Origin of the sequence: Leifsonia sp. 466MF, assembly GCF_900100265.1 — a bacterium.
Taxonomy (GTDB): Bacteria; Actinomycetota; Actinomycetes; order Actinomycetales; family Microbacteriaceae; genus Leifsonia.
The window spans coordinates 3,473,767-3,493,907 of record NZ_LT629696.1 but is presented as its reverse complement, the minus strand read 5'-3'; the positions used below and the strand labels follow the sequence as shown (position 1 = coordinate 3,493,907).

The 20,141-nt window shown below is 68.5% G+C and carries 20 protein-coding genes; 15 read left to right on the top strand and 5 right to left on the bottom strand.

Annotated elements, in window-relative coordinates; translation table 11 throughout:
• Genes BLR91_RS16635 through BLR91_RS16615 form a run of 5 tightly spaced genes read left to right on the top strand, consistent with a single transcriptional unit; the run spans nt 1 to nt 4,219 of the window.
• Nucleotides 1-942 carry a carbohydrate ABC transporter permease gene (locus BLR91_RS16635; protein WP_018189310.1) on the top strand — a complete coding sequence of 314 codons (942 nt, stop codon included), beginning with the start codon at nt 1-3 and terminating at the stop codon, nt 940-942.
• Nucleotides 943-944: 2 nt separating this feature from the next.
• The gene (locus BLR91_RS16630; RefSeq protein ID WP_029042879.1) at nt 945-1,847 is read left to right on the top strand and encodes a carbohydrate ABC transporter permease; all 903 of its coding nucleotides are present in this window, start codon (nt 945-947) and stop codon (nt 1,845-1,847) included.
• Between the two features lie 28 nt (nt 1,848-1,875).
• Nucleotides 1,876-3,054, top strand: coding sequence for a mandelate racemase/muconate lactonizing enzyme family protein (locus tag BLR91_RS16625; RefSeq protein ID WP_089879922.1), 1,179 nt, complete (start codon nt 1,876-1,878; stop codon nt 3,052-3,054).
• Complete coding sequence (locus BLR91_RS16620) at nt 3,051-3,389, top strand: L-rhamnose mutarotase (protein ID WP_020075974.1); 339 nt, start codon at nt 3,051-3,053, stop codon at nt 3,387-3,389. Before BLR91_RS16625 ends, BLR91_RS16620 begins: the two co-directional genes overlap by 4 nt.
• The gene (locus tag BLR91_RS16615) at nt 3,386-4,219 is read left to right on the top strand and encodes an amidohydrolase family protein (protein ID WP_231918961.1); all 834 of its coding nucleotides are present in this window, start codon (nt 3,386-3,388) and stop codon (nt 4,217-4,219) included. Before BLR91_RS16620 ends, BLR91_RS16615 begins: the two co-directional genes overlap by 4 nt.
• Before the next feature lie 18 nt (nt 4,220-4,237).
• Here the strand turns inward: BLR91_RS16615 and BLR91_RS16610 are convergent, their stop codons facing one another.
• The 5 genes from BLR91_RS16610 to BLR91_RS16590 all read right to left on the bottom strand — a co-directional run bounded on the left by BLR91_RS16610 (nt 4,238) and on the right by BLR91_RS16590 (nt 8,939).
• Nucleotides 4,238-5,233 carry a LacI family DNA-binding transcriptional regulator gene (locus BLR91_RS16610; protein ID WP_020075972.1) on the bottom strand — a complete coding sequence of 332 codons (996 nt, stop codon included), beginning with the start codon at nt 5,231-5,233 and terminating at the stop codon, nt 4,238-4,240.
• 139 nt (nt 5,234-5,372) lie between these two features.
• A complete protein-coding gene (locus BLR91_RS16605) occupies nt 5,373-6,353 on the bottom strand; it encodes an NAD-dependent epimerase/dehydratase family protein (RefSeq protein ID WP_089879928.1) in 981 nt (326 codons plus the stop codon).
• Nucleotides 6,354-6,401: 48 nt separating this feature from the next.
• Nucleotides 6,402-7,139: an SDR family NAD(P)-dependent oxidoreductase gene (locus BLR91_RS16600; protein WP_089879931.1), complete on the bottom strand. Its 738-nt coding sequence runs from the start codon at nt 7,137-7,139 to the stop codon at nt 6,402-6,404.
• A 46-nt stretch (nt 7,140-7,185) separates the two neighbouring features.
• On the bottom strand, nt 7,186-7,908 hold the full coding sequence (locus BLR91_RS16595; RefSeq protein WP_089879934.1) for an SDR family oxidoreductase: 723 nt from the start codon (nt 7,906-7,908) through the stop codon (nt 7,186-7,188).
• Nucleotides 7,905-8,939 (bottom strand): LacI family DNA-binding transcriptional regulator, encoded by a 1,035-nt coding sequence (locus BLR91_RS16590; protein WP_089879939.1) that lies wholly within the window; start codon nt 8,937-8,939, stop codon nt 7,905-7,907. Before BLR91_RS16590 ends, BLR91_RS16595 begins: the two co-directional genes overlap by 4 nt.
• 99 nt (nt 8,940-9,038) lie before the next feature.
• Between BLR91_RS16590 and BLR91_RS16585 the strand changes: the two genes are divergently transcribed.
• From BLR91_RS16585 to BLR91_RS16540, 10 genes are all read left to right on the top strand, one after another.
• Nucleotides 9,039-9,866: a sugar phosphate isomerase/epimerase family protein gene (locus BLR91_RS16585; protein ID WP_089879941.1), complete on the top strand. Its 828-nt coding sequence runs from the start codon at nt 9,039-9,041 to the stop codon at nt 9,864-9,866.
• The gene (locus tag BLR91_RS16580; RefSeq protein ID WP_089879944.1) at nt 9,863-10,873 is read left to right on the top strand and encodes a Gfo/Idh/MocA family protein; all 1,011 of its coding nucleotides are present in this window, start codon (nt 9,863-9,865) and stop codon (nt 10,871-10,873) included. Before BLR91_RS16585 ends, BLR91_RS16580 begins: the two co-directional genes overlap by 4 nt.
• 70 nt (nt 10,874-10,943) lie before the next feature.
• Nucleotides 10,944-12,215 (top strand): extracellular solute-binding protein, encoded by a 1,272-nt coding sequence (locus BLR91_RS16575; RefSeq protein WP_089879947.1) that lies wholly within the window; start codon nt 10,944-10,946, stop codon nt 12,213-12,215.
• A complete protein-coding gene (locus BLR91_RS16570) occupies nt 12,212-13,171 on the top strand; it encodes a carbohydrate ABC transporter permease (protein ID WP_089879950.1) in 960 nt (319 codons plus the stop codon). Before BLR91_RS16575 ends, BLR91_RS16570 begins: the two co-directional genes overlap by 4 nt.
• Complete coding sequence (locus BLR91_RS16565; protein ID WP_089879955.1) at nt 13,164-14,033, top strand: carbohydrate ABC transporter permease; 870 nt, start codon at nt 13,164-13,166, stop codon at nt 14,031-14,033. The genes BLR91_RS16570 and BLR91_RS16565 overlap by 8 nt, the downstream gene beginning before the upstream one ends.
• Before the next feature lie 20 nt (nt 14,034-14,053).
• On the top strand, nt 14,054-15,604 hold the full coding sequence (locus BLR91_RS16560) for an alpha-L-fucosidase (RefSeq protein ID WP_089879958.1): 1,551 nt from the start codon (nt 14,054-14,056) through the stop codon (nt 15,602-15,604).
• Between the two features lie 52 nt (nt 15,605-15,656).
• Entirely contained in the window at nt 15,657-16,715 is a 1,059-nt protein-coding gene (locus BLR91_RS16555) for an aldo/keto reductase (RefSeq protein ID WP_089879961.1), read from the top strand.
• The gene (locus BLR91_RS16550; protein WP_018189327.1) at nt 16,712-17,125 is read left to right on the top strand and encodes an RbsD/FucU family protein; all 414 of its coding nucleotides are present in this window, start codon (nt 16,712-16,714) and stop codon (nt 17,123-17,125) included. Before BLR91_RS16555 ends, BLR91_RS16550 begins: the two co-directional genes overlap by 4 nt.
• A gap of 41 nt (nt 17,126-17,166) precedes the next feature.
• Complete coding sequence (locus BLR91_RS16545) at nt 17,167-18,795, top strand: GH39 family glycosyl hydrolase (protein WP_089879964.1); 1,629 nt, start codon at nt 17,167-17,169, stop codon at nt 18,793-18,795.
• Nucleotides 18,796-18,803: 8 nt separating this feature from the next.
• Nucleotides 18,804-20,117 carry an L-fuconate dehydratase gene (locus BLR91_RS16540; RefSeq protein ID WP_089879965.1) on the top strand — a complete coding sequence of 438 codons (1,314 nt, stop codon included), beginning with the start codon at nt 18,804-18,806 and terminating at the stop codon, nt 20,115-20,117.
• Nucleotides 20,118-20,141: the final 24 nt, after the last annotated feature.

The window sequence follows — 20,141 nt, the reverse complement described above, 5'->3', positions numbered from 1 at the left end:
ATGACCCTCGCTCCACCGAGCGACCAGCTGGCCGCCGGCGCCCCAGAGCGCCGGCGGTCAGCCCGGCGGTCCAGCCGGGCACCAGGACGCACGCCCATCGGCTACGTCTTCGTCTCGCTCTACGCCCTGCTCGCCATCGCCTTCGGCATCCTGCCCGCCCTGTACGCGGTGCTGCTCGCCTTCACCCGGGCGGACGGCGGATTCGCCGGCATCGACAACTTCATCACGGTCGTCACCGACTTCCGGTTCTGGCCGGCCGTGCTGCACGTGACGATCTACCTCGTCATCTGGCTGATCGGGCTCGTGATCTTCGTCGTGCTGCTGGCGCTCGTCGTCCACGCCCTGCGCGTGCGGTGGGCGAGCACGGGCCTGCGGTTCATCTACTACCTGCCGGGCGCGCTCGCCGGCGCCTCCAGCGTCCTGCTCTGGCTGTTCGTGCTCGACCCGACGGCAAGCCCGGTCAGCGGACTGCTCCGGCTGATGGGGATGAACAGCTTCGTGCAGGTCATCCAGCCGGGCAACCTGCCGGCCATCTTCGCGATCATCGCGTTCTGGACGGGCGCGGGCGGCTGGATCGTGATCATGTACGGCGCGCTCAACAACATCAGCACCGACGTGATCGAGGCGGCGCGCATCGACGGGGCCAATGCAGTGCAGATCGCCCTCCGCATCCAATTGCCGATGCTCCGCAAGTGGATCGCGTACATGGGGGTGATGTCGCTGGCGGCCGGCACGCAGCTGTTCGTCGAGCCCCAGCTGCTCAGCCAGGCGAGCAACGCTGTCGTCCCCAACGACTACTCGCTCAACCAGCTCGCCTACCAGTACGCGTTCCAGCAGAACGACTTCAACGGCGCCGCCGCGATCTCGCTCCTGCTGCTGATCGTCGCGCTCCTGCTGTCCTGGGTGTTCGTCACCCGCGGCGGCCTGTTCGAGAAGGAATGACCATGACCGCACTCACCGCAGAGCGCCGCCGCGCCAGTCTGCGCGGCTGGAGCGGACGCTCCATCGCGGGCGTCATCCTCGTCGTCTTCGTGCTGTTCTTCGCCATCCCGATCGTCTGGCTGCTGTTCGCGGTGACCAAGTCGTCCAAGGCGCTGATCGTCGCCAACCCGTTCTCGGTCGGGTCGTGGTCGGACTTCGTCGCCAACTGGAACCAGCTGTTCGGCTTCCAGGACGGCGCGGTGACGCTGTGGATCGGCAACTCGGCGCTGTACTCGATCGGCGCGCTGATCATCACGCTGATCGTGAGCATCCCGGCCGGCTACGCGCTGGCGCTGACCGAGTTCCGGCTCCGCAAGGCGCTGCTCGTGCTCACCCTGGTGGTCATGCTCATCCCGAGCACGGCGCTGGTGCTGCCGATCTTCCTGGAGCTCAACAGCGTCGGCCTGATCGGGAGCCCGCTGTCGGTGATCCTGCCGATGTCGTTCTTCCCGTTCGGCGTCTACCTGACGTACATCTACTTCTCGACGAGCATCCCGCGCGACCTGCTCGCGGCCGCACGGATCGACGGGTGCACCGAGTTCCAGGTGTTCACCCGGGTCGCGCTGCCGCTGGCCGCTCCGATCGTCGCACTGGTGGCGTTCTTCAGCTTCGTGCAGAACTGGAACAACTTCTTCCTGCCGTTCGTGATGCTGCCCTCGAGCGACGGCTACCCGATCCAGGTCGGGCTGACCTCGCTGCTCTCGGCGACGCCGGCCTTCAATCCCAGTTCGGCGGGCTCCGACTCGGTCCAGCTGCCGACCCTGGCGCTGGCGACCATCGTGTCGATCCTGCCCGTCCTCATCGTCTTCCTGTTCTCGCAGCGGTTCCTCGTCTCGGGGATGACCGCGGGAGGGACCAAGGAATGAGCATGTCCGCACCGAAGGAGAACCACCGATGAAGATCACGGGCTATCGCAGTCTGAGCACCGTCCACGACTGGGGCCGGGTCACCGGCGACGTCAACGGCGTGCAGACCGGCAACACGACGCCCGTCCCCGTCCTGATCATCGAGACCGACAGCGGCATCGAAGGGGTCGGGGTCGGCGCGCACGCCGACATCGCGCGGGTGTTCCCGGCGGTCGAGGGGGAGGACCCGCGCTCGGTCGTCGCCCTCTACGACCGGATGCTCGACTGGGTGTTCAAGGCCGGTCACTCCGGAACCACGTTCGGCACGATCGGCGCCATCGACATGGCGCTCTGGGATCTCAAGGCGAAGGCGGCGGAGGAGCCGCTCTGGCGCATGCTCGGTGCGCGCGAGCGGTTCGTGCCCGGGTACGCATCCGGCCTCGAGTACGGCCTGACCGACGACGAGCTGTCCGACCTCTACGGGCGGTTCGCCGACCGCGGGTTCAAGGCGGGCAAGCTCAAGGGCGGGCGCGACCTCGACCGCGACCTCCCGCGTCTGGAGCTGCTGCGCGACATCCTCAGCCGCAACTCGCGGCATCCCGCGCTCATGTTCGACGTCAACGAGTCGTGGAACCACGCGCAGGCCGCACGGTACATCGGCGCCATCGAGGAACGCCTCGACCTCACCTGGATCGAGGAGCCCCTGCGCCGATGGGATGCGGCGGGCATGGCCTCGCTGCGCGGCAAGATCCGCGCGGCCGTGGCGAGCGGCGAGAACCTGACCGGACTGGAGCAGTACCGGCCGCTGCTCGACAGCGGAGCGGTGGACATCGTGCAGGTCGGCAATGTCTGGGGCATCACGCACCTGCTCCGTGTCGCGACCCTCGCCCACGGGCACGACCTGCCGGTGAGCCCGGTCACATACAACACCAATCCGGCCGCCCATGCAGCCGCCGCCATCCCCAACCTGCTGACGCACGAGGTGCAGGACCTCTCCTTCCCGATCGGACTGGATGTCGACCAGGAGTTCGACGACGGCGGCATCGTCCTCGGCGACCGGCCGGGAATCGGCATCATCGTGGACGAGGCCAAGCTGACCGGCGAGGGCGGGACTCCCGCACCTCCCGCCACCGGTCCGCACATCCGCCCCGAACGCGCGGCGCTGCGACTCGTCGCCGAGCCCGACGTCATCGACGACCCGACCGTGCCGCTGAGGCCGGTCTCGTGAGCGGCGAACCGCAGCGGTTCGCGTTCGTCGTCGGCGTCCGGCCCGAGAAGCGCGAGGAGTACCTCGAACTCCATCGCGCCGTGTGGCCGGGCGTCGAGGCGAAGATGACCGAGTGCAACATCCGCAACTACAGCATCTACGTCTTCGGCGACATCCTGTTCGCCCACTACGAGTACGTCGGCGACGATCACGCGGCCGACCTGCAGCGGATCGCGGACGACCCGCTGTCGCAGGAGTGGTGGACGTACACGGACCCGTGCCAGGTGCGTATCGCCGAGGAACGCGACCCCGGCTCCCTCTGGCAGCCGATCGACGAAGTGTGGCGCCAACGGTGACCGCCCGGATCGACGCTCACGTGCACCTGTGGGACCGCTCCACCGATCCGCAGGACTGGATCGATCCCGTCTCGATGGCGGCGATCGACCGCGACTTCGCCACCGATGATCTGCGCGGGATGCTCGCGGCGACGGGGATGGACCGCGCGGTGCTGGTGCAGGCGAGCAACAGCCTCGAGGAGAGCGTCCGGCTGTCACGCAGTGACCCGCGGGTGGTGGCGGGACTGGTCGCCTGGGTCGACCTCGCCGGCGATGTCCGCGCGCAGCTCGACGAGGTGCGCGCCGGATCCGTTCCGGTCGTCGGCGTCCGGCATCTCGCCCACATCGATCCCGACCCCGAGTGGATGCTGCGGGCCGACACCGCCGACGGTCTCGCCGCCCTCGGCCGCGAGGGGCTGGTCTTCGATCTCGTGATCCGCGACTGGCAGCTGGAGCAGGCGGCTCGCGTGGCTGCGCGCAACGACGGCGTCTCCTTCGTGCTCGACCACCTCGGGGGTCCGCTCGCCGACGACGCGGACGCGTCGCGATGGGAGGCGGGGCTGCGTGCGCTCGCGGCCCTCCCGAACGTCTCGGCCAAGGTCTCCGGGCTCACGTCGGGGCTGGTGCCGGGGACCTGGACGGCCGGCGACCTCCGCGGGGTCGTCTCGACGGCGCTGGAGGCGTTCGGTCCCGACCGCCTGCTCTACGGCTCGGACTGGCCGCTCGCCGAGCTCGGCGGCGGCGCTCCCGCGTGGCGCGAGGCCTTCGACACGCTCATCTCGGAGCTCTCCCCGGCGGAGCGGGACGCCCTGCTGGGCGGCAACGCGGAGCGGGTCTACTCCCTCGCCTGAACTGTCCGCCCGAACGCGTCAGTCGTCCAGGCGCGTCACGGAGGCGCCCGGAATGAGGTGCGCGTCGAGGTATTCGATCGTCGGGGCGGGGCGCTCGTCCGGCGACTCGATGTGGTCGGCGATCAGGCGCGCCGCGTGCTTGGCGATCTTGCGGGTCGGCTGCACGATGACCGTCAGCTTCGGCACGAGCGCCTGGGCGAGCTCCCGACTGTCGAACCCGACGACCGAGATGTCCCGTCCGATGCGCAGCCCGGAATCGTTCACGGCCGTGACGGCGCCCAGGGTGAGCTCGTAGTTCGTGGCGAAGAGCGCGGTGGGCCGCGGCCACAGGGCCAGGAGCTCCTGGGCGGCGCGGTAGCCCGCTTCGATCGTCAGCGGCACCAGACGCTCCAGCGACGGGTCCACCTGAACCCCCTCGGAAGCCAGTGCCCGCTCGAACCCCTCGGTGCGCAGGCGCATCGAGGAGATCACCGGTTCGCCGCCGACGAGCCCGATACGGCGATGGCCGTGGTCGAGGAGGTGCCGGCCGCCGAGCGCTCCGGCCGCCGCATTGTCGATGAAGACACCGTCCGCGGCGACGTCGTCGATGTACCAGTCGACCATCACGACCGGAACGCGCGCGGCCGCGGCACGCAGTGCGGGTACATCGTGCGGCGGGGTGACCGCGACGATTCCATCCACCATCCGGTCCATCAGAAGGTTGACGGGATCTTCGCTCGGGTCGGGGCTGGCGGCCACGATGACGCTGATCCCACGCGGGCGGAGAGCTTCCTCGACCCCGGCGATGATCGTCAGGTGGAAGTCGTTGTCGAGCGCGGGCAGCAGCACCCCGACCGTCCGGGACCGCCGGGAGCGCAGCGTCCGGGCGAACTGGTTGGGCCGGAAGTCGAGCTCGCGTGCCGCCGCCTCGATGGCTTCTCGATTGGCCTCGAGAACGTTTCGCCCGTTGTAGTACTTGGAGATCGTTGCGAGCGAGAGTCCCGTTGCCCGCTGGATGTCCTTGTATGTCGTCACATCCCCGTCTTTCCTGGTGTTGCCGCCTACACGCTCCACGGTCGCCGATATCTGGGCGTAGCGTCCGCTCAGCATAATCCAGCGTTAGCGCGGCGTGAATCGTTTCGGCCGAGAGAGACGATGTCCACCCCGCGGCGTCTCAGCCAAATCGGACGGGCGGGATGCCGTCGCCCAGACGGCCGGCCTGTCGGAGCCACTCCACCGACTCCGCCACGGCAGCGAGCGAGGAGTACGCCGGTGCATAGCCCAGCAGTCGCCTCCCCTTCTCGATGCTCATCGCGTGGCTGCGGGCGACATGCTGGAAGGCGGAGTCGCGGTGCTCCTCGGAAAGGGAGGCGCTGAACTCGTCGAACGGTACGAAGCGCAGCCTCGCGTCCACCCCGAACCACCGAGCCGCCTCCTGCGCGAAGCCGCGCAGCGTCAGAGCGCGCTCGGAGACGGCGTGGAACGCCTCCCCGTTCGCCTCGTCCGGTTGTTCGAGGCAGAGTCGGATCAGCTGTGCGACGTCGTCGGCGTGCACGTGGTGCACGGTCTCGAGCCCGAATCCCGGCAGCAGGAGCTCACGCCCGTTCGCCAGGGTCCGCCACACCTCGAGGTCGGTGGTGCCCTGCGGGGTGATGATGGGCCAGCCGGGACCGGAGATGTGACCGGGGTGCACGATCGCCACGGGAAGGCCGTCCTGGCGTCGGGACTCGGCCAGCAGCAGACGTTCGATCGCCTCCTTCTGGGTGCCGTACTCACCCCAGGGCTGTTTGACGGCGTCCTCGGGAGCCGGAACCTCGGTGAGGGTTCCGTGCGTCCAGATCGTGCCGACGTGCACCAGCTGACGCGCCCGTCCGCGGAGGGAATCGGCGAGCTGCCGGGCGGACTCCGGCGTGAAGCAGATCATGTCCACCACCACGTCCGGTTCGAGCTCGGCGACGCGCGAGCCGAAGATGCCGGCGGCATCCTCCGCCTCGCGGTCGGCGATCACGCGTTCGACCCTCTCCCAGGCCGGGTCCTCGCGATACGGCGCCGAGTTTCCGCGCGTGATCGCGACCACATCGTGCCCGTCCTGGATGAGGCGCGGCACGAGATAGCCGCCGATGTGGCCTGTTGCTCCGATGACGACGATGCGCATGTGTGCTCTCTTTCCGGTAGCGCCGGGGAGGCGCGGAGACCGCTTCGTTCAGTGGAAGGCGGCAGCGCCGTTGACCGCGACCACTGTTCCCGACGCGAAGCCGCCTGCCTCCGACGCGAGGTACATCGTCGCCGCGGCGACATCGGCGGGTGTGCCGGCTCGGCGAAGCGGCGTGGCGGCTATGGTCGCACGCTGGTCGGCTTCCGGGGTGAAGCGCTCATGGAACGGCGTCTCGAGGATGAGGCCAGGGGCTACAGCGGAGACGGCGATCCCCCGTGGCCCCAGTTCCTTCGCCAGAGCCCGGGTGAGGCCCTCGACGCCGGCCTTGGCCGCAGCGTAGGCCGAGGCGCCCTGGCCGCCTCCGTTGTGCGCCGCCAGCGACGAGATGTTCACGATGCGGCCGCCCTCGGCCATCGCGGGCAGAGCCGCGCGGATGACGTAGAAGACGCTGGAGAGATTGAGTTCGATCACGTGGTGCCAGTGCTCGTCGTCCGCGTCCTCCAGGGGACGACGTGCGACGAGGCCGCCGGCGTTGTTGACGAGCACGTCGATCCTGCCCTCGAGCGCCTCGCCGATCCGCGCCACGGCCGCCTTCACCTGAGCGCTGTCGGTGACGTCCATCCGTTCGGCGACGACCCGCCCGGCCACGTGCTCGGGCACGGGCGAGGCGTTCGTCGTGATCGCCACGCGGTCGCCCGCGTCCAGGAACGCCTGGGCGATGCCCAGGCCGATTCCGGTCGCGCCTCCGGTGATCAGGACCTTTCGTGCGGTGGAGGGTGCGGTCATGGAGATCTCCGTCTCGGTCGGTCGGTACAGGGGAGGTCGACGCCGTTCAGCGCGCGGAGGGGCGCACGACGATGTCGCTGACGGTCGCCCGGGCAGGCAACCGGATGACGGCGAGGCACAGGTCGGCGACGTCCTCCGGGCTGAGCGCCCCCGCCAGTTCGTCGGGCGTCGGCGCCGTGGGGCGGTGGCGGACGAAGTCGGTGTCGATGAGCCCGGGTGAGATCGTCGTGACCCGGACGCCGTCGCTACCGGCCTCGAGCGCGGTGGCGCGCGCGAGCGCGGCGAGACCGGCCTTGCTGGCCTGGTAGGCGGCTCCCGACATGTCGGGGACGAGAGCGGCGACGGAGGAGATGTGGATGAGCAGGCCGCCGCCGTCCGCGCGGAACCCGGGAAGCACCGCCTGCGTGAGGAGGAAGGCGGAGTCGAGGTTGCTCTCCAGCACCGACCGCCAGCCGGCGATGTCGAGCTGGTCCAGGCGGCGGCCCTTGAGGTTGACGCCGACGGCGTTGACGACGACGTCGATGCCGCCCGCGTCGTGCCGCAGAGATGACACGGCGTCGTCGAGCTGGGGCGCCGAGGTCGTGTCGGCGACCGCGACGTGCGGGGTCCCGCCGACAGCGGCAACGTCCGCTCGCACCTCCTCGAGACGGCTCCGGTCGCGCCCGAGCAGCAGGACGGTCGCGCCGTCCGCCGCCGCAGCACGGGCGACGGCGCGGCCGACACCGCCGGCTGCTCCCGCGACGAGCACTCGGGCTCCGGATGCGGTCATGCGATTCTCCGTTCGCTGGAGGCCCGCACCACGAGGGTCGGCGGGAAGACGAGTGACGGACCTGTCTCGCGGTCGCCGCCTCCGCCGGCTGTCAGCCGGACGACGGCCTCGGCCATCTCGCGCAGCGGCTGCTGGATCGTCGTCAGGGCGGGCGATACGAGCCTGCCGATCGGGATGTCGTCGAAGCCCACCACGGCGAATTCGGCGATATCGCGGCCGGCATCCCGGATGGCGGCGGAGGCACTGAGGGCGAACATGTCGTTGACGGCGACCAGGGCCGTCGGCGGCTGGTCGAGCGCCAGCAGGGCGTGTACCGCGTCCCGTGCGAGCGGGCTGCTGTCCGCGTCCCCGAAGTCGGGGGAGCGGGGGACGAGGGCGTCGTCGAAGGGGATGCCGCTCTCGTCGAGCGCCCGGCGGTAGCCGGCGAAGCGCCGCTGGCGGCTGATCGTGCGCATCGCACCGGAGACGAAGGCGATGCGGGTGTGACCTCGCTCGAGGAGGTGCTGCGTCGCCATCCACGCGCCGGCTTCGTTGTCGATGCTGACGTTCAGAAGCTCGGGCGGGTCCGTCTCCTGATGTTCGCGGTCGAACGCGATGATCTGCACGCCCGCGTCCATGGCGGGGCGCAGGTGTTCGAGCGACGGGAGCGAGGTGGAGAGCACGATGTGCTCGATGCCGTCGGCCCAGAGCTGCTCGACGTAGGCGCGCTCGCGCTCGGGATCGCGCTCGCTGTTGCAGAGGTAGATCTGCCGTCCGTGCGCGTGGAACGCCGCTTCGAGATGGGCGGCCCACGATCCCCAGAACGGGTTGGCCACGGAGGGGACGATGAGACCCAGGGTGGGGTTGGGGGCGCCGCGGAGTTGCTGCGCCACGCGGCTAGGCCGATAGGAGAGCGCCTCCATCGCCTCGAGCACGCGTCGGCGCGTCTCCGGCTGCATGAGGTGCTCGCGCGCATTGAGCAGGTTCGAGACCGTGGAGGGTGAGACTCCGGCGGCCTGGGCGACATCCCTGATCGTTGCGATCGCTCTCACCTGACTTCCTGTTGACGTGATTTGGAATCACTGTATCGTTGCACAAACCACTGTATCGTTGCACAAAATTCCCCCGACGTCCCGACAAAGGAGTCCGCCATGCCGCATGATGATCCGAAGACGACGTGGAGTGTCTTCACCAAACCGTGGCGCGAGCCGCAGGTCGGCGCTCTCGGTGAACTGGTCGCGGGCATGGGATTCGACGCCGTCGAGCTTCCGGTGCGCCCCGGCTACCAGGTCGCCCCGGACGAGGTGTCGACGGCTCTGCCCGCCGCGGCGCGCGAGCTTGCGCGTTCGGGCGTGAGGGTCGCGAGCATCGCCTCCGGAACGGATGAGGCGACCTTCGCGGCCTGCGCGGATGCGGGCGTGCCGTTCATCCGGATCATGGTGCCGATCGGGGTGAACGGCTACGCCGCGACCGGTACGGAGATCCGCCGGGTGCTCGCCGGCCTCTCCGAGCGCGCCGAACGCTACGGGGTCCGCGTTGCCGTCCAGCCGCACTACGACGACTACATCGCCGACTCCTCGGAGCTCTTCGCTCTGCTCCAGGATGTCGACCCCCGCCACGTCGCGGCGATCTGGGACTCGGCTCACGACGCCCTCGCGCGCAAGCGGCCCGAGCACGGGTTGGAACTGCTCTGGCCCTGGCTCGGCGTCGTCAACCTCAAGAGCGCCTACTACGAGCGGGTCGACGAACCGGCGCCCGCGTTCGGGGATCCGGTCTGGGAGCCGGTGTTCACCGACGCCCGCAGTGGCATGGCGGAGTGGGGTCGCGCGCTCGCCTACCTCGCGGAGCGCGGGTTCGCCGGGCCGATCTGCCTCACCGCCGAGTACACCGACGAGAGCGACCTCGTGGCGAAGGTGACGCGCGATCTCGAATACGCGCAGAGTCTGCGGGCCGCGGCCGGCGCCGGAGTGGCCCGATGACCGCCGGCGGGACCCGGCCGGTGCGCGTTGCCGTCATCGGCGCCGGCCAGATGGCGAACCTCGTCCACTACCCGTCGTTGTCGTCGCTGCCCGACGTGGAGATCGTGGGTATCTGCGACCTCTCACCGGAGCGCCTCCGGGCGACCGGCGAGCGCTGGGGCATCACCGCTCTGTTCGACGACTGGTCGGCGATGCTCGACGAGACGCGCCCGGATGCCGTCTATGTCATCGGTCCCCCCGAACTCATGTTCGGCATCTGGTGCGACTGCCTGACTCGCGGGCTCGACCTCTTCGTCGAGAAGCCGCTGGGCCTGACCGTCCACCAGGCGAGAACGCTCGCCCGTCTCGCCGACGAGAACAACTGCATCACCCAGGTCGGCTTCCAGCGGCGTTCGTCCCCGCTCCTGGAGCGCATGGTCGGGCGGGTTCGCGAGCGGGGCGAGGTCGTCCATGCCGTGTGCCGGTTCTACAAGAACGATCCGACCCCGATGGTGTCGGCACGCGACAGGATGATGGACGACGGCGTCCATGTGATCGACACCCTCCGGCACCTCTGCGGCGGCGAGGTCGTCGCCGTCTCGGATGTGACGCGCAGGGTCATCGTCGACGAGATCAACGTCGTCGCGGCGACGCTCGAGTTCGACACGGGCGCCGTCGGGGTCATGATCACGAACTGGACGAGCGGCCGCAGGACGTTCGGCGTGGAGGTCCACGGGCCGGGGATCATGGCGGAAGGCGACCTCGAGGTCGGGGCCACCATCTGGGACGCGGACGGGCGGGAGGAGCTCGATGCCGGCGAGGTGGCGGGCTCGCCGGACCTCCATGTCCGCGGAGGCTTCCTCGCCAAGAGCGCCGAATTCATCGAGGCGGTGCGTTCGCGCCGTCTTCCCTCGTCGCACTTCGCCGATGCGCTGAAGACGATGACCGTCGCCGAGACCATCCTGGCGCACGATCTGCTGAAAGAAACCGAGCGAACGAAACGTTTAGTGACCGGTGTTATCTATTGACTTCGCATTCCTGGTGCTCTTACCATCACTGAAGTCGTAACGTTTCGCTCTCATACTCAAGGAGGAGTTCATGAAGTCACGGTTGAAAAGCCCGAGGCGACGGGGACGCGTCGGCGTCGCCGTCGCGGTCGCGAGCGTTCTGGCCCTCGCTCTCGCCGCCTGTTCCGGAGGCGGCGGTGGAACGTCGGGCCTCGACGGCAAGACGCTCAAGATGTACACGTGGATCGGCGGCAAGGCCGACAAGCAGCAGTGGAGCGACTACATCGCCGGAGGCAAGCACGCCGACCCGGACATGGCAGTGAGCTTCTCCGGCCCGCCGATCGGTGACTACTACACCAAGCTGCCCACCGTGATGAAGGGCAGCAGTGCGCCGTGCCTGGTCACGTTCCAGAACGGCCGCGTGAACCAGTACGTGCAGGGGCTGGAGCCGCTCGACGACCTGGTGAAGAAGAACAAGGTCGACCTGTCGGCGTACAGCTCGGCGATGCTCGACCAGCTCAGCGTCGATGGCAAGCTCTACTCCATCCCGTTCAATGCCGGTCCCAACGTCATCTTCTACAACAAGAAGATGTTCGCGGACGCCGGGGTGGCCGAGCCCGGCCTCGACTGGACGGTCGATGACTTCATCGCCGCAGCGAAGGCCACCACGAAGAATGGCGTGTACGGCTTCGCGATCGGACAGGGCTCGACGCCCATCAGCACTCTCATGGCGGCCGACGGCCACCCCTACGCCGACAAGAACGGTCCGAAGCTGGACGACCCGAACTTCCGCGACGCGCTGCAGCTGCTCGTCGACCTGGCCAACAAGTACAAGGTCGCGAAGCCGCTGGAGGCGGCCGCGGGCGGCACCTTCCCGGACATCGATGCGTTCAGCACGGGTCAGGCGGCCATGGAACTCGAGGGTCTGTGGGATCTGCAGCACGAGCAGCAGACCCTCGGCAAGGACAACGTCGGCATTGCTGTGGTCCCGAGCAAGAGCGGCACCTCCAAGGGCTTCATCAGCGGTTCGGGCTTCGGCATCACGAAGACCTGCGGCGACAAGCAGAAGGCCTTCAAGGCCATCGAGGCGATGACGAGCAAGAGCGGACTGGAGTTCGTGACGAAGTCGCAGGCCTCCGTGCCGGCGCGGCTCGATGCGCTGGACGCGTGGTCCACCAACGTCGGGTCGCCTGCGTTCACCGCGGTCATCAAGCAGATGACCGGTGACGCGACTCCGTCACCGGTGCCCTCCAGCCAGGCGCAGCTCGACACGCTGCTGACCCAGTACGAGGTGGATGCGTTCTCCGGCAAGAGCACAGTCGAGCAGGTCCTCCAGCAGGTGAAGGCGGGCCTTCCGCAATGACGTTCGTGCGTCTGGACCGTGCGGAGGAAGAGGTCTCCGAGGGGTCCGTCGCCCAACCGGAGCGCCCGAGGGGCCGGCTTCGCCGCCGGCCCCTCGGGGGGCCCCGCTGGGTGGGGTGGGCCTTCGTCCTCCCCGGGCTCATCGGGCTGGCCGTGTTCATCGTCATCCCGCAGGTCGCCTCGCTGATCCTGGGGTTCTCCGACTCGAGCCTGCTCGGGGGCGTCCAGTTCACGGGCACGGAGAACTACATCCGGCTGTTCCGCGACCCGCAATTCCTCAACAGCGTCATGGTGACGGCGATCTTCGTGCTCGTGTACGTCCCGGCGAACATCGCGATCTCCCTGGCGATGGCGATGTGGCTCAAGACCCGCATCGCGGGCCGCAACTGGCTCCGGGTGATCTTCCTGATCCCAGCCCTGTCCCCGATGGTGGCAAACGCCGCGGTCTTCCGGTTGCTGTTCCAGAAGGACGGCGCCGTCAACCAGGGCCTCGCGGTCTTCGGCCTCGGTCCGATCCCCTGGCTCAGTGACGGCAACTGGGCGTTGGCCACCGTGATCGGGGTGTCCCTCTGGCAGTCGTTCGGCTACAACATGATCGTGCTCGGCGCTGGGATCGACTCGATCAGCCCCGATGTGATCGCGGCGTCGCGGATCGACGGCGCCGGTCGCTTCCGCCGCCTGGTCTCGATCACCCTGCCGCTGGTCAGCCCCGCCCTGTTCTTCACCACGGTGCTGACCGTCATCGGCGCCTGGCAGACCTTCGCCCAGGCTTACGTGATCACCGGCGGCGGGCCGGGCAACAGCACGATGACGATCATGCTGTACCTCTATCAGACCGCTTTCACGAACAACCAGCTGGGCTATGCGTCCGCCATCGCGACCGTGCTGTTCGTGATCATCGCGATCTTCACGCTGTTCCAACTCTGGGGACAGAGGAAGTGGGTCCACTATGACTGAGCACCAGCTGCCGGCCTCCGCTCCACGCTGGCGTCGCCGCGGGCGGACCATCGGGTTCGCCGCCAACACCACGGCCGCGTGGCTGTTCGCGCTCGTGTTCTCGTTTCCGCTGATCTGGACCGTCTTCACGGCGCTGAAGCCGGCGAATGAGGTGTTCGCTGCGCAGATCACCTTCATCGGCTCGAAAGTCCTCTGGTCCAATTTCGTGGATGCGTGGACGGAGGTGGACTTCGGTCGCCTGCTTCTTAACAGCCTGGTCGTGGCCGCCATCTCCACGTTCCTCACCCTGATCGTGGCGACCCTGACGGCGTTCGCGTTCGCCCGGCTGCGTTTCCCCGGTCGCAGCGCGGTCTTCCTGCTGTTCGTCATCACGTTGACCCTGCCGAGCGAGGTCGCCGTGGTGCCGTTGTTCCTCGGCTTCGACCAGGCGGGGCTCGCCGACACGTGGGTCGCGCTGATCCTCCCCGGCCTGTTCGGGGCGTTCGGAGCCTTCCTGCTCCGGCAGTTCATGCTCCAGATCCCCGGGGAGCTGGAGGAGGCCGCCCGCCTTGACGGGGCCCCCACCTGGCGCATCCTGATCAGCGTCATCGTCCCGCTCGTGCGCCCGGCCCTGTCCGTCCTGGCGATCTTCGCCTTCCTCGGGAGCTGGAACAGCTTCCTATGGCCGTTGATCATCCTCAACAGCTCGGAGAAGTGGACCATCCCCATCGGCATCGCCGGTTTCACGACGCAGACCGGCACGCAGTGGCAACTGCTGATGGCCGCGTGCGTGATGACGATCGCCCCGGTGGTGGTCGTGGTCGCTCTCGCCCAGAGACAGCTGGTGGCCGCGATCGGCGCGGGCGCCTTCGGCGGCCGTTGAGCCCCGACGAACGGAGACATGTGAACCTCGAACCGCTCGACCCCTCGACGCTGCCGGCGCCCGTCGACGTCTCGGACAACCGTGCGGCGCTCGCGATGGTCGACGCCGTCATCGACGCCGGGCCGTACGACGCCACCTGGGAGTCGCTGTCCCGGTATCGCGCTCCGCAGTGGTACCGCGACGCCAAGTTCGGCATCTTCCTGCATTGGGGAGCCTTCTCGGTGCCGGCGTTCGGGAACGAGTGGTACCCGCGCACCATGTACCGGCGCGGCACGCCCGCGTTCGACCACCACCTGGCGACGTACGGGCCGCATGACCGTTTCGGCTACAAGGACTTCCTTCCACATTTCCGCATGGAGCACTACGACCCGCAGGAGTGGGTCGCACTGTTCAAGCGCGCGGGCGCGCAGTTCGTCGTGCCGGTCGCCGAGCATCACGACGGCTACGCGATGTACGACACGGCGCGTTCGCGCTGGAACGTGACGCAGGTCGGCCCGCAGCGCGACGTGATGGGAGACCTGCTGGCGGCGGTCGACCAGGCCTGGTTGATCACCGGCGCGTCCACCCACCGGGCGGAGCACTGGTTCTTCATGAACGGGGGAGCGGAGTTCGACTCCGATGTCCGCGATCCCGCGTACGCCGACCTGTACGGGCCGGCCCTCCGCAAGGAGATAAATCCCACCGAGCGGTTCCTGGAGGACTGGCTGCTGCGGACCGTCGAGATCATCGACTCCTACCGGCCGCAGATCCTCTACTTCGACACCGGAATCGAGGAGCCGTCGTTCGAGCCCTACATCCGCAGACTCGCCGCGTACTACTACAACCGTGCGGCGGAGTGGGGGCGCGACGTCGTCATCAACTACAAGTGGGAGTCGTTCGCGCCGGGCTCGGCGGTGCTCGACATCGAGCGCGGCACGATGGGCGGCATCCGCCCCGACGTCTGGCAGAACGACACATCGGTGTCGCGGACATCGTGGAGCTGGGTGGAAGGGCACGACTACAAGGACGCCTCCGAGCTCATCCAGGAGCTCGTCGACGTGGTCGCGAAGAACGGGAACCTGCTGCTCAACATCGGCCCCCGTCCTGACGGGACGATCCCCGACGAGGAGGCCGCGCTGCTGGAGGCCGTGGGCGACTGGCTGGCCGTCCACGGCGAAGCGATCTACGGCTCCAGCCCGTGGGTCGTCTTCGGCGAGGGGCCGACGGCTCCCGCCGCCGGCTCGTTCACCGACGCAGCCGCTCCCGTGTACTCGGCGGAGGACCTCCGTTTCACCAGGATGACGGAGGTCGGCCACGACTACGTCTACGCGATCGGGATGGTGCGGCCGGAGGACGGCCGGATGCGCATCCGGAGCTTCGGGTCGGGCAGCCGCTTCCTCGACCGCCCGATCGCCGACGTGCGCGTCCTGGGCTCGTCGGAGCGGCCGGAGTGGACGCGCACCGGCGAGGCACTGGAAGTGGTGCTCCCGCCCGCGGAGACCACGGGACCCGGTGGCGCGGTGGTGCGTATCGAGCTGGAGCCGCCTGTCGCCGAGACACGCATCGACTTCTTCCACGGCCTGGGCATCTAGTGCGGGCGCCGCGACACATCCGCCCGCTCACATCGAAAAACGGAGAACACACATGACCACGATCGACACCGTGCCCACCCGCCGCCTCGCGAGCGGGGCCGTGATGCCCGCGATCGGCGTCGGGACGTTCGGATCCGACCATTACGGGCCGGACGAGGTGGCCGCTGCCGTGGGCGGCGCGATCCGAGCCGGGTACCGCCTGATCGACTGCGCGTCCGTGTACGGCAACGAGGCACAGGTCGGCGTGGTCCTGCAGGACGCGATCGCCGGCGGCGTGCCCCGTGACGAGCTGTTCGTGATGTCGAAGGTGTGGAACGACGCCCACGACCCCGAGGCCGCGGTCGCCTCGGTCCGCCGGTCGTTGAGCGACCTGCGCCTGGACGTTCTCGACGCGGTGTTCGTGCACTGGCCGTTCCCGAACCACCACGCACCGTTCGCCGACGCGGCCGACCGCGACCCGGACGCGCGCCCGTACATCCACGAGGAGTACATGGCGCTCTGGCACGCGCTGGAGGGCCTCGTCGACGAGGGGGTCGTACGGCACCTCGGGACTTCGAACGTCACCATCCCGAAGCTGACGGCGATCCTCTCCGATGCGCGGATCGCACCGGCGTTGAACGAGATGGAACTGCACCCGTGCTTCCAGCAGCCCGAGCTCTTCCGGTTCTGCCTCGATCACGGCATCCAGCCGGTGGGCTACTCGCCCCTGGGCTCGCCGTCGCGACCCGAACGCGACCGCGTCCTCTCGGATGTGTCTGACATGGAGCATCCCGTCGTGGTCTCGATCGCCCGTGCGCACGGGGTGCATCCGGCGGCGATCTGCCTGAAGTGGGCGGTGCAGCGCGGCCAGATCCCGATCCCGTTCTCGGTGAAGGAGTCGCAGTTGATCGCCAACCTGCGGTCGGTCGTCGAGGACCCGCTGACCCCTGCCGAGCTCGAGGAGCTGCGATCGGCGGAACAGAACAACCGCCTCATCAAGGGTCAGGTGTTCCTGTGGCCCGGGGCCGGGAGCTGGCTCGACCTGTGGGACGTCGACGGAACGATCCCGAGCTGGGATGGTTACGCCGCGGATCGCGCGGCCGGCCGCGCAGCAGCGGAGGTGTCCGCATGATCACCGGTCCGCTCGTCCATCCTCCGCTCCTGGAGGCGCTTGCCTCGTCGGGCCACGGCTCCGGGGTGCTCATCGCCGACGGGAACTACCCGTACCTGACCGCCACCGGATCGGGTGTGCGCCTCATCCATCTCAATCTGCGCCCAGGCCTGCTCGACGTCACATCGGTGCTCGATGCCGTGCTCACCGTCGTCAACATCGAAGCGGCAACCGTCATGCAGACCCCGCCCGGGGTCGCGGCACCGGCGCAGGACGACTATGAACGCCGGCTGGGCGCGGACGTGCCCATGGAGAGAGTCGACCGCTTCGCGTTCTACGACCGGGTGCGCTCTCCGGACGTGGGCGTCGTCATCGCCACCGGGGACGAACGCCTGTACGGCAACCTGCTGCTCACGATCGGTCTGCGCTGACGCGGATCCGGTTCGCCCACCACCATCTGGAGATCATTCCCATGGCACCCGCCTCGCTTCCCGTCATCACCGTCGACGACCGCGTCGCCGAGTCGACCGTCCTTCCCCACGTCTGGAGCCTCTGCGCGGGGGCGGGCCGGGCCAATGAAGCGCTTCGGGCCGACTGGCAGCAGCAGTTCCGTGAGGCCGTGGATCGCCTCGGGTTCCGTTACCTCCGCTTCCACGGCGTCTTCCACGACGACATGTTCGTGTACCGCGGCTCCTATGGCGGAGGCTTCGGGCCGGATGTGCCTCTCGAGACCCCGGTGCACACCTTCTCCTACGTGGACAAGGTGTTCGACTTCCTCATCGATCTGGGGGTGCGGCCGTTCGTCGAGCTCGGCTTCATGCCGCGCGAGCTCGCCACCCAGACCGAGACGGTGTTCTGGTGGGGTGCGCACTGCAGCCCGCCGAAGGACATGGATCGCTGGGTAGAACTGGTGGTGCGTTCGGTGGAGCACTGGATCGAGCGCTACGGTCTCGCCGAAGTGCGGCAGTGGCGGTTCGAGGTCTGGAACGAACCCAACCTCGTTCCCCATTTCTGGACCGGAACGAAGACCGAGTACTTCGAGCTGTACGCCCGGACGGTGCAGGCCATCAAGGCTATCGATCCCGAACTCCAGGTCGGCGGCCCGTCGACCAGCGTCTTCGTGCCGGACGAGCGGTACGCGGGAGAGACCGAGGACCGCTCGGCTGAGCACGCCACCGCCGCGGCATCCGACCCGGACGCACTGGACTGGCGACCGGTGTGGATCGAGGACTTCCTCGCCTGGTGCGCTGAGCGGGAGCTCCCGGTCGACTTCATCTCGACGCACCTGTACCCCACCGACTTCGCCTTCGGAGCCAACGGAGAGGCCGTCAGTCTCACCCGCTACGCGGATGCGACCTCGGACGACTTGACGTTGCTCCGGCGGCTGATCGGCCAGAGCGCCTACCCGGACGCGGAGGTGCACATCACCGAGTGGTCGAGCTCACCGTCGAGCCGCGACCACATCCACGACACGGTGTTCGCCGCCACCTACATCACGCGGGCCTATCTCCGCTGCGCAGACCTGGCCGACTCCATCTCCTACTGGACCTTCACCGACATCTTCGAGGAGGGCGGCGCCGGGATCGGTCCGTTCCATGGCGGCTTCGGCCTGGCGAACGAGCAGGGCATCCACAAGCCGACCTTCCACGCCTTCGAGATGCTGAACCGGCTGGGCGATCGGCTGATCGCCTCCACCGAACGCGGCGTCGTCTCGCAGCACAGCGCGACGGGAAAGCTGGCCGCGGTCTTCTGCAACTATCCCGACGACATGAACGGCCGCTCGGTCGGCTCGCGCACCTCCTACGAGGCGACGCGCGACCTGATCGGAATAGGCGCCGACGAGCGCGTGCGGCACACCATCGGCGGGCTGGAGCCGGGCGCCGTCTTCGCGGTCGAGATCCTCGCCCCCGGGCACGGCGACGCGGCCGAAGCGTGGAGTGCCATGGGCAGGCCCCTCAACCTCTCCCGTGCCCAGGCCGCCTACCTGCGCGAGCAGGGCGACGCCCTTCAGCGGCAGACCCTGATCGCCTCGGAGAACGGGACCCTCGAGATCGACCTCGCTCTGGCCCCGTGGGCCGTGGCGTCGGTCTTCGCACTGTAGGCGCCACCATGACCACGATCACCGGCGCCCGCGTCTTCGACGTGCGCTTTCCCACGTCGCTCAGTCTCGACGGCTCGGACGCGATGAACAAGGACGGCGACTACTCGGCCGCCTACGTCGTGCTCGACACGGATGACGCCGAGCTCAGCGGGTTCGGGTTCACGTTCACGATCGGCCGCGGAAACAACCTGTGCGTCGAGGCCGCGCGCCAGCGGGCGCTTCCGCTGATCGGCCGCTCGGTGGAGGAGATCGTCGGCGATCTCGGCGCAACGTACCGTCTGCTCGCGTCCGACACCCAGTTGCGCTGGCTCGGCCCGGAGAAGGGCGTCGTGCACCTGGCGATGGCCGCAGTCATGAACGCCGTCTGGGATCTCGCCGCCCGTCGTGCAGGCAAGCCGCTCTGGCGTCTCCTGGCGGAGATGACACCGGAGGAGCTCGTCGGCGCCGCCGACCTCCGGTACCTGTCCGACGCGCTCACTCGCGACGAGGCGATCGACATCCTTGCCGAGATGGCGCCGACCCGCGCTCAGCGCATCTCCGAGCTCGAAGCACGCGGAGGCTATCCCTGTTACACGACCAGTGCCGGCTGGCTCGGCTACAGCGACGACAAACTCCGTCGTCTGCTCAGGGAGGCGGTCGATGCGGGCTACCGGCACGTGAAGCTCAAGGTCGGCGCGAACCTGGATGACGACATCCGTCGTCTTCGGATCACCCGCGAGGCCATCGGCTGGGACGCCACGCTCATGATCGACGCCAATCAGGTGTGGGATGTGCCGGAGGCCATCGAATGGGTGCGGCGGCTCGCCGAGTTCACGCCACTGTGGATCGAGGAACCGACGAGCCCGGACGATGTCCTCGGGCACGCCGCTGTGCGCAAGGCCGTCGCGCCCATCGGCGTCGCCACGGGCGAACACGGCATGAACCGGGTCTTGTTCAAGCAGATGTTCCAGGCTGAAGCCATCGATTTCTGCCAGCTCGACGCCGCTCGGCTCGCGAGCGTCAACGAGATCCTGGCCGTGTACCTGATGGCGAAGAAGTTCGGCGTGCCGGTCTGCCCGCACGCCGGAGGTGTCGGACTGTGCGAACTGGTCCAACACCTCTCCATCTTCGACTACGTCGCGGTCTCGGGGACTCTGGAGAACCGGGTGACCGAGTTCGTGGATCACCTCCACGAGCACTTCACCGACCCGTGCATCGTCGTCGACGGCAACTACACGCTCCCGTCGAAGCCCGGGTACAGCGCCGAGATGTTCGATGAATCCGTCGCGCGGTATTCGTACCCGGACGGCGGCTACTGGCGCCAGGCCGCGCTCACGCCCTGACCACCGACGACCCGCCGCCTGTCC

Bases quoted from the DNA above. Each gene is read 5' to 3' on its own strand.
- BLR91_RS16635 (WP_018189310.1), top strand. From the start codon at position 1: ATGACCCTCGCTCCACCGAGCGACCAGCTGGCCGCCGGCGCCCCAGAG.
- BLR91_RS16630 (WP_029042879.1), top strand. From the start codon at position 945: ATGACCGCACTCACCGCAGAGCGCCGCCGCGCCAGTCTGCGCGGCTGG.
- BLR91_RS16625 (WP_089879922.1), top strand. From the start codon at position 1,876: ATGAAGATCACGGGCTATCGCAGTCTGAGCACCGTCCACGACTGGGGC.
- BLR91_RS16605 (WP_089879928.1), bottom strand. From the start codon at position 6,353: ATGCGCATCGTCGTCATCGGAGCAACAGGCCACATCGGCGGCTATCTC.
- BLR91_RS16600 (WP_089879931.1), bottom strand. From the start codon at position 7,139: ATGACCGCACCCTCCACCGCACGAAAGGTCCTGATCACCGGAGGCGCG.
- BLR91_RS16595 (WP_089879934.1), bottom strand. From the start codon at position 7,908: ATGACCGCATCCGGAGCCCGAGTGCTCGTCGCGGGAGCAGCCGGCGGT.
- BLR91_RS16585 (WP_089879941.1), top strand. From the start codon at position 9,039: ATGCCGCATGATGATCCGAAGACGACGTGGAGTGTCTTCACCAAACCG.
- BLR91_RS16580 (WP_089879944.1), top strand. From the start codon at position 9,863: ATGACCGCCGGCGGGACCCGGCCGGTGCGCGTTGCCGTCATCGGCGCC.
- BLR91_RS16575 (WP_089879947.1), top strand. From the start codon at position 10,944: ATGAAGTCACGGTTGAAAAGCCCGAGGCGACGGGGACGCGTCGGCGTC.
- BLR91_RS16570 (WP_089879950.1), top strand. From the start codon at position 12,212: ATGACGTTCGTGCGTCTGGACCGTGCGGAGGAAGAGGTCTCCGAGGGG.
- BLR91_RS16565 (WP_089879955.1), top strand. From the start codon at position 13,164: ATGACTGAGCACCAGCTGCCGGCCTCCGCTCCACGCTGGCGTCGCCGC.
- BLR91_RS16555 (WP_089879961.1), top strand. From the start codon at position 15,657: ATGACCACGATCGACACCGTGCCCACCCGCCGCCTCGCGAGCGGGGCC.
- BLR91_RS16550 (WP_018189327.1), top strand. From the start codon at position 16,712: ATGATCACCGGTCCGCTCGTCCATCCTCCGCTCCTGGAGGCGCTTGCC.
- BLR91_RS16545 (WP_089879964.1), top strand. From the start codon at position 17,167: ATGGCACCCGCCTCGCTTCCCGTCATCACCGTCGACGACCGCGTCGCC.
- BLR91_RS16540 (WP_089879965.1), top strand. From the start codon at position 18,804: ATGACCACGATCACCGGCGCCCGCGTCTTCGACGTGCGCTTTCCCACG.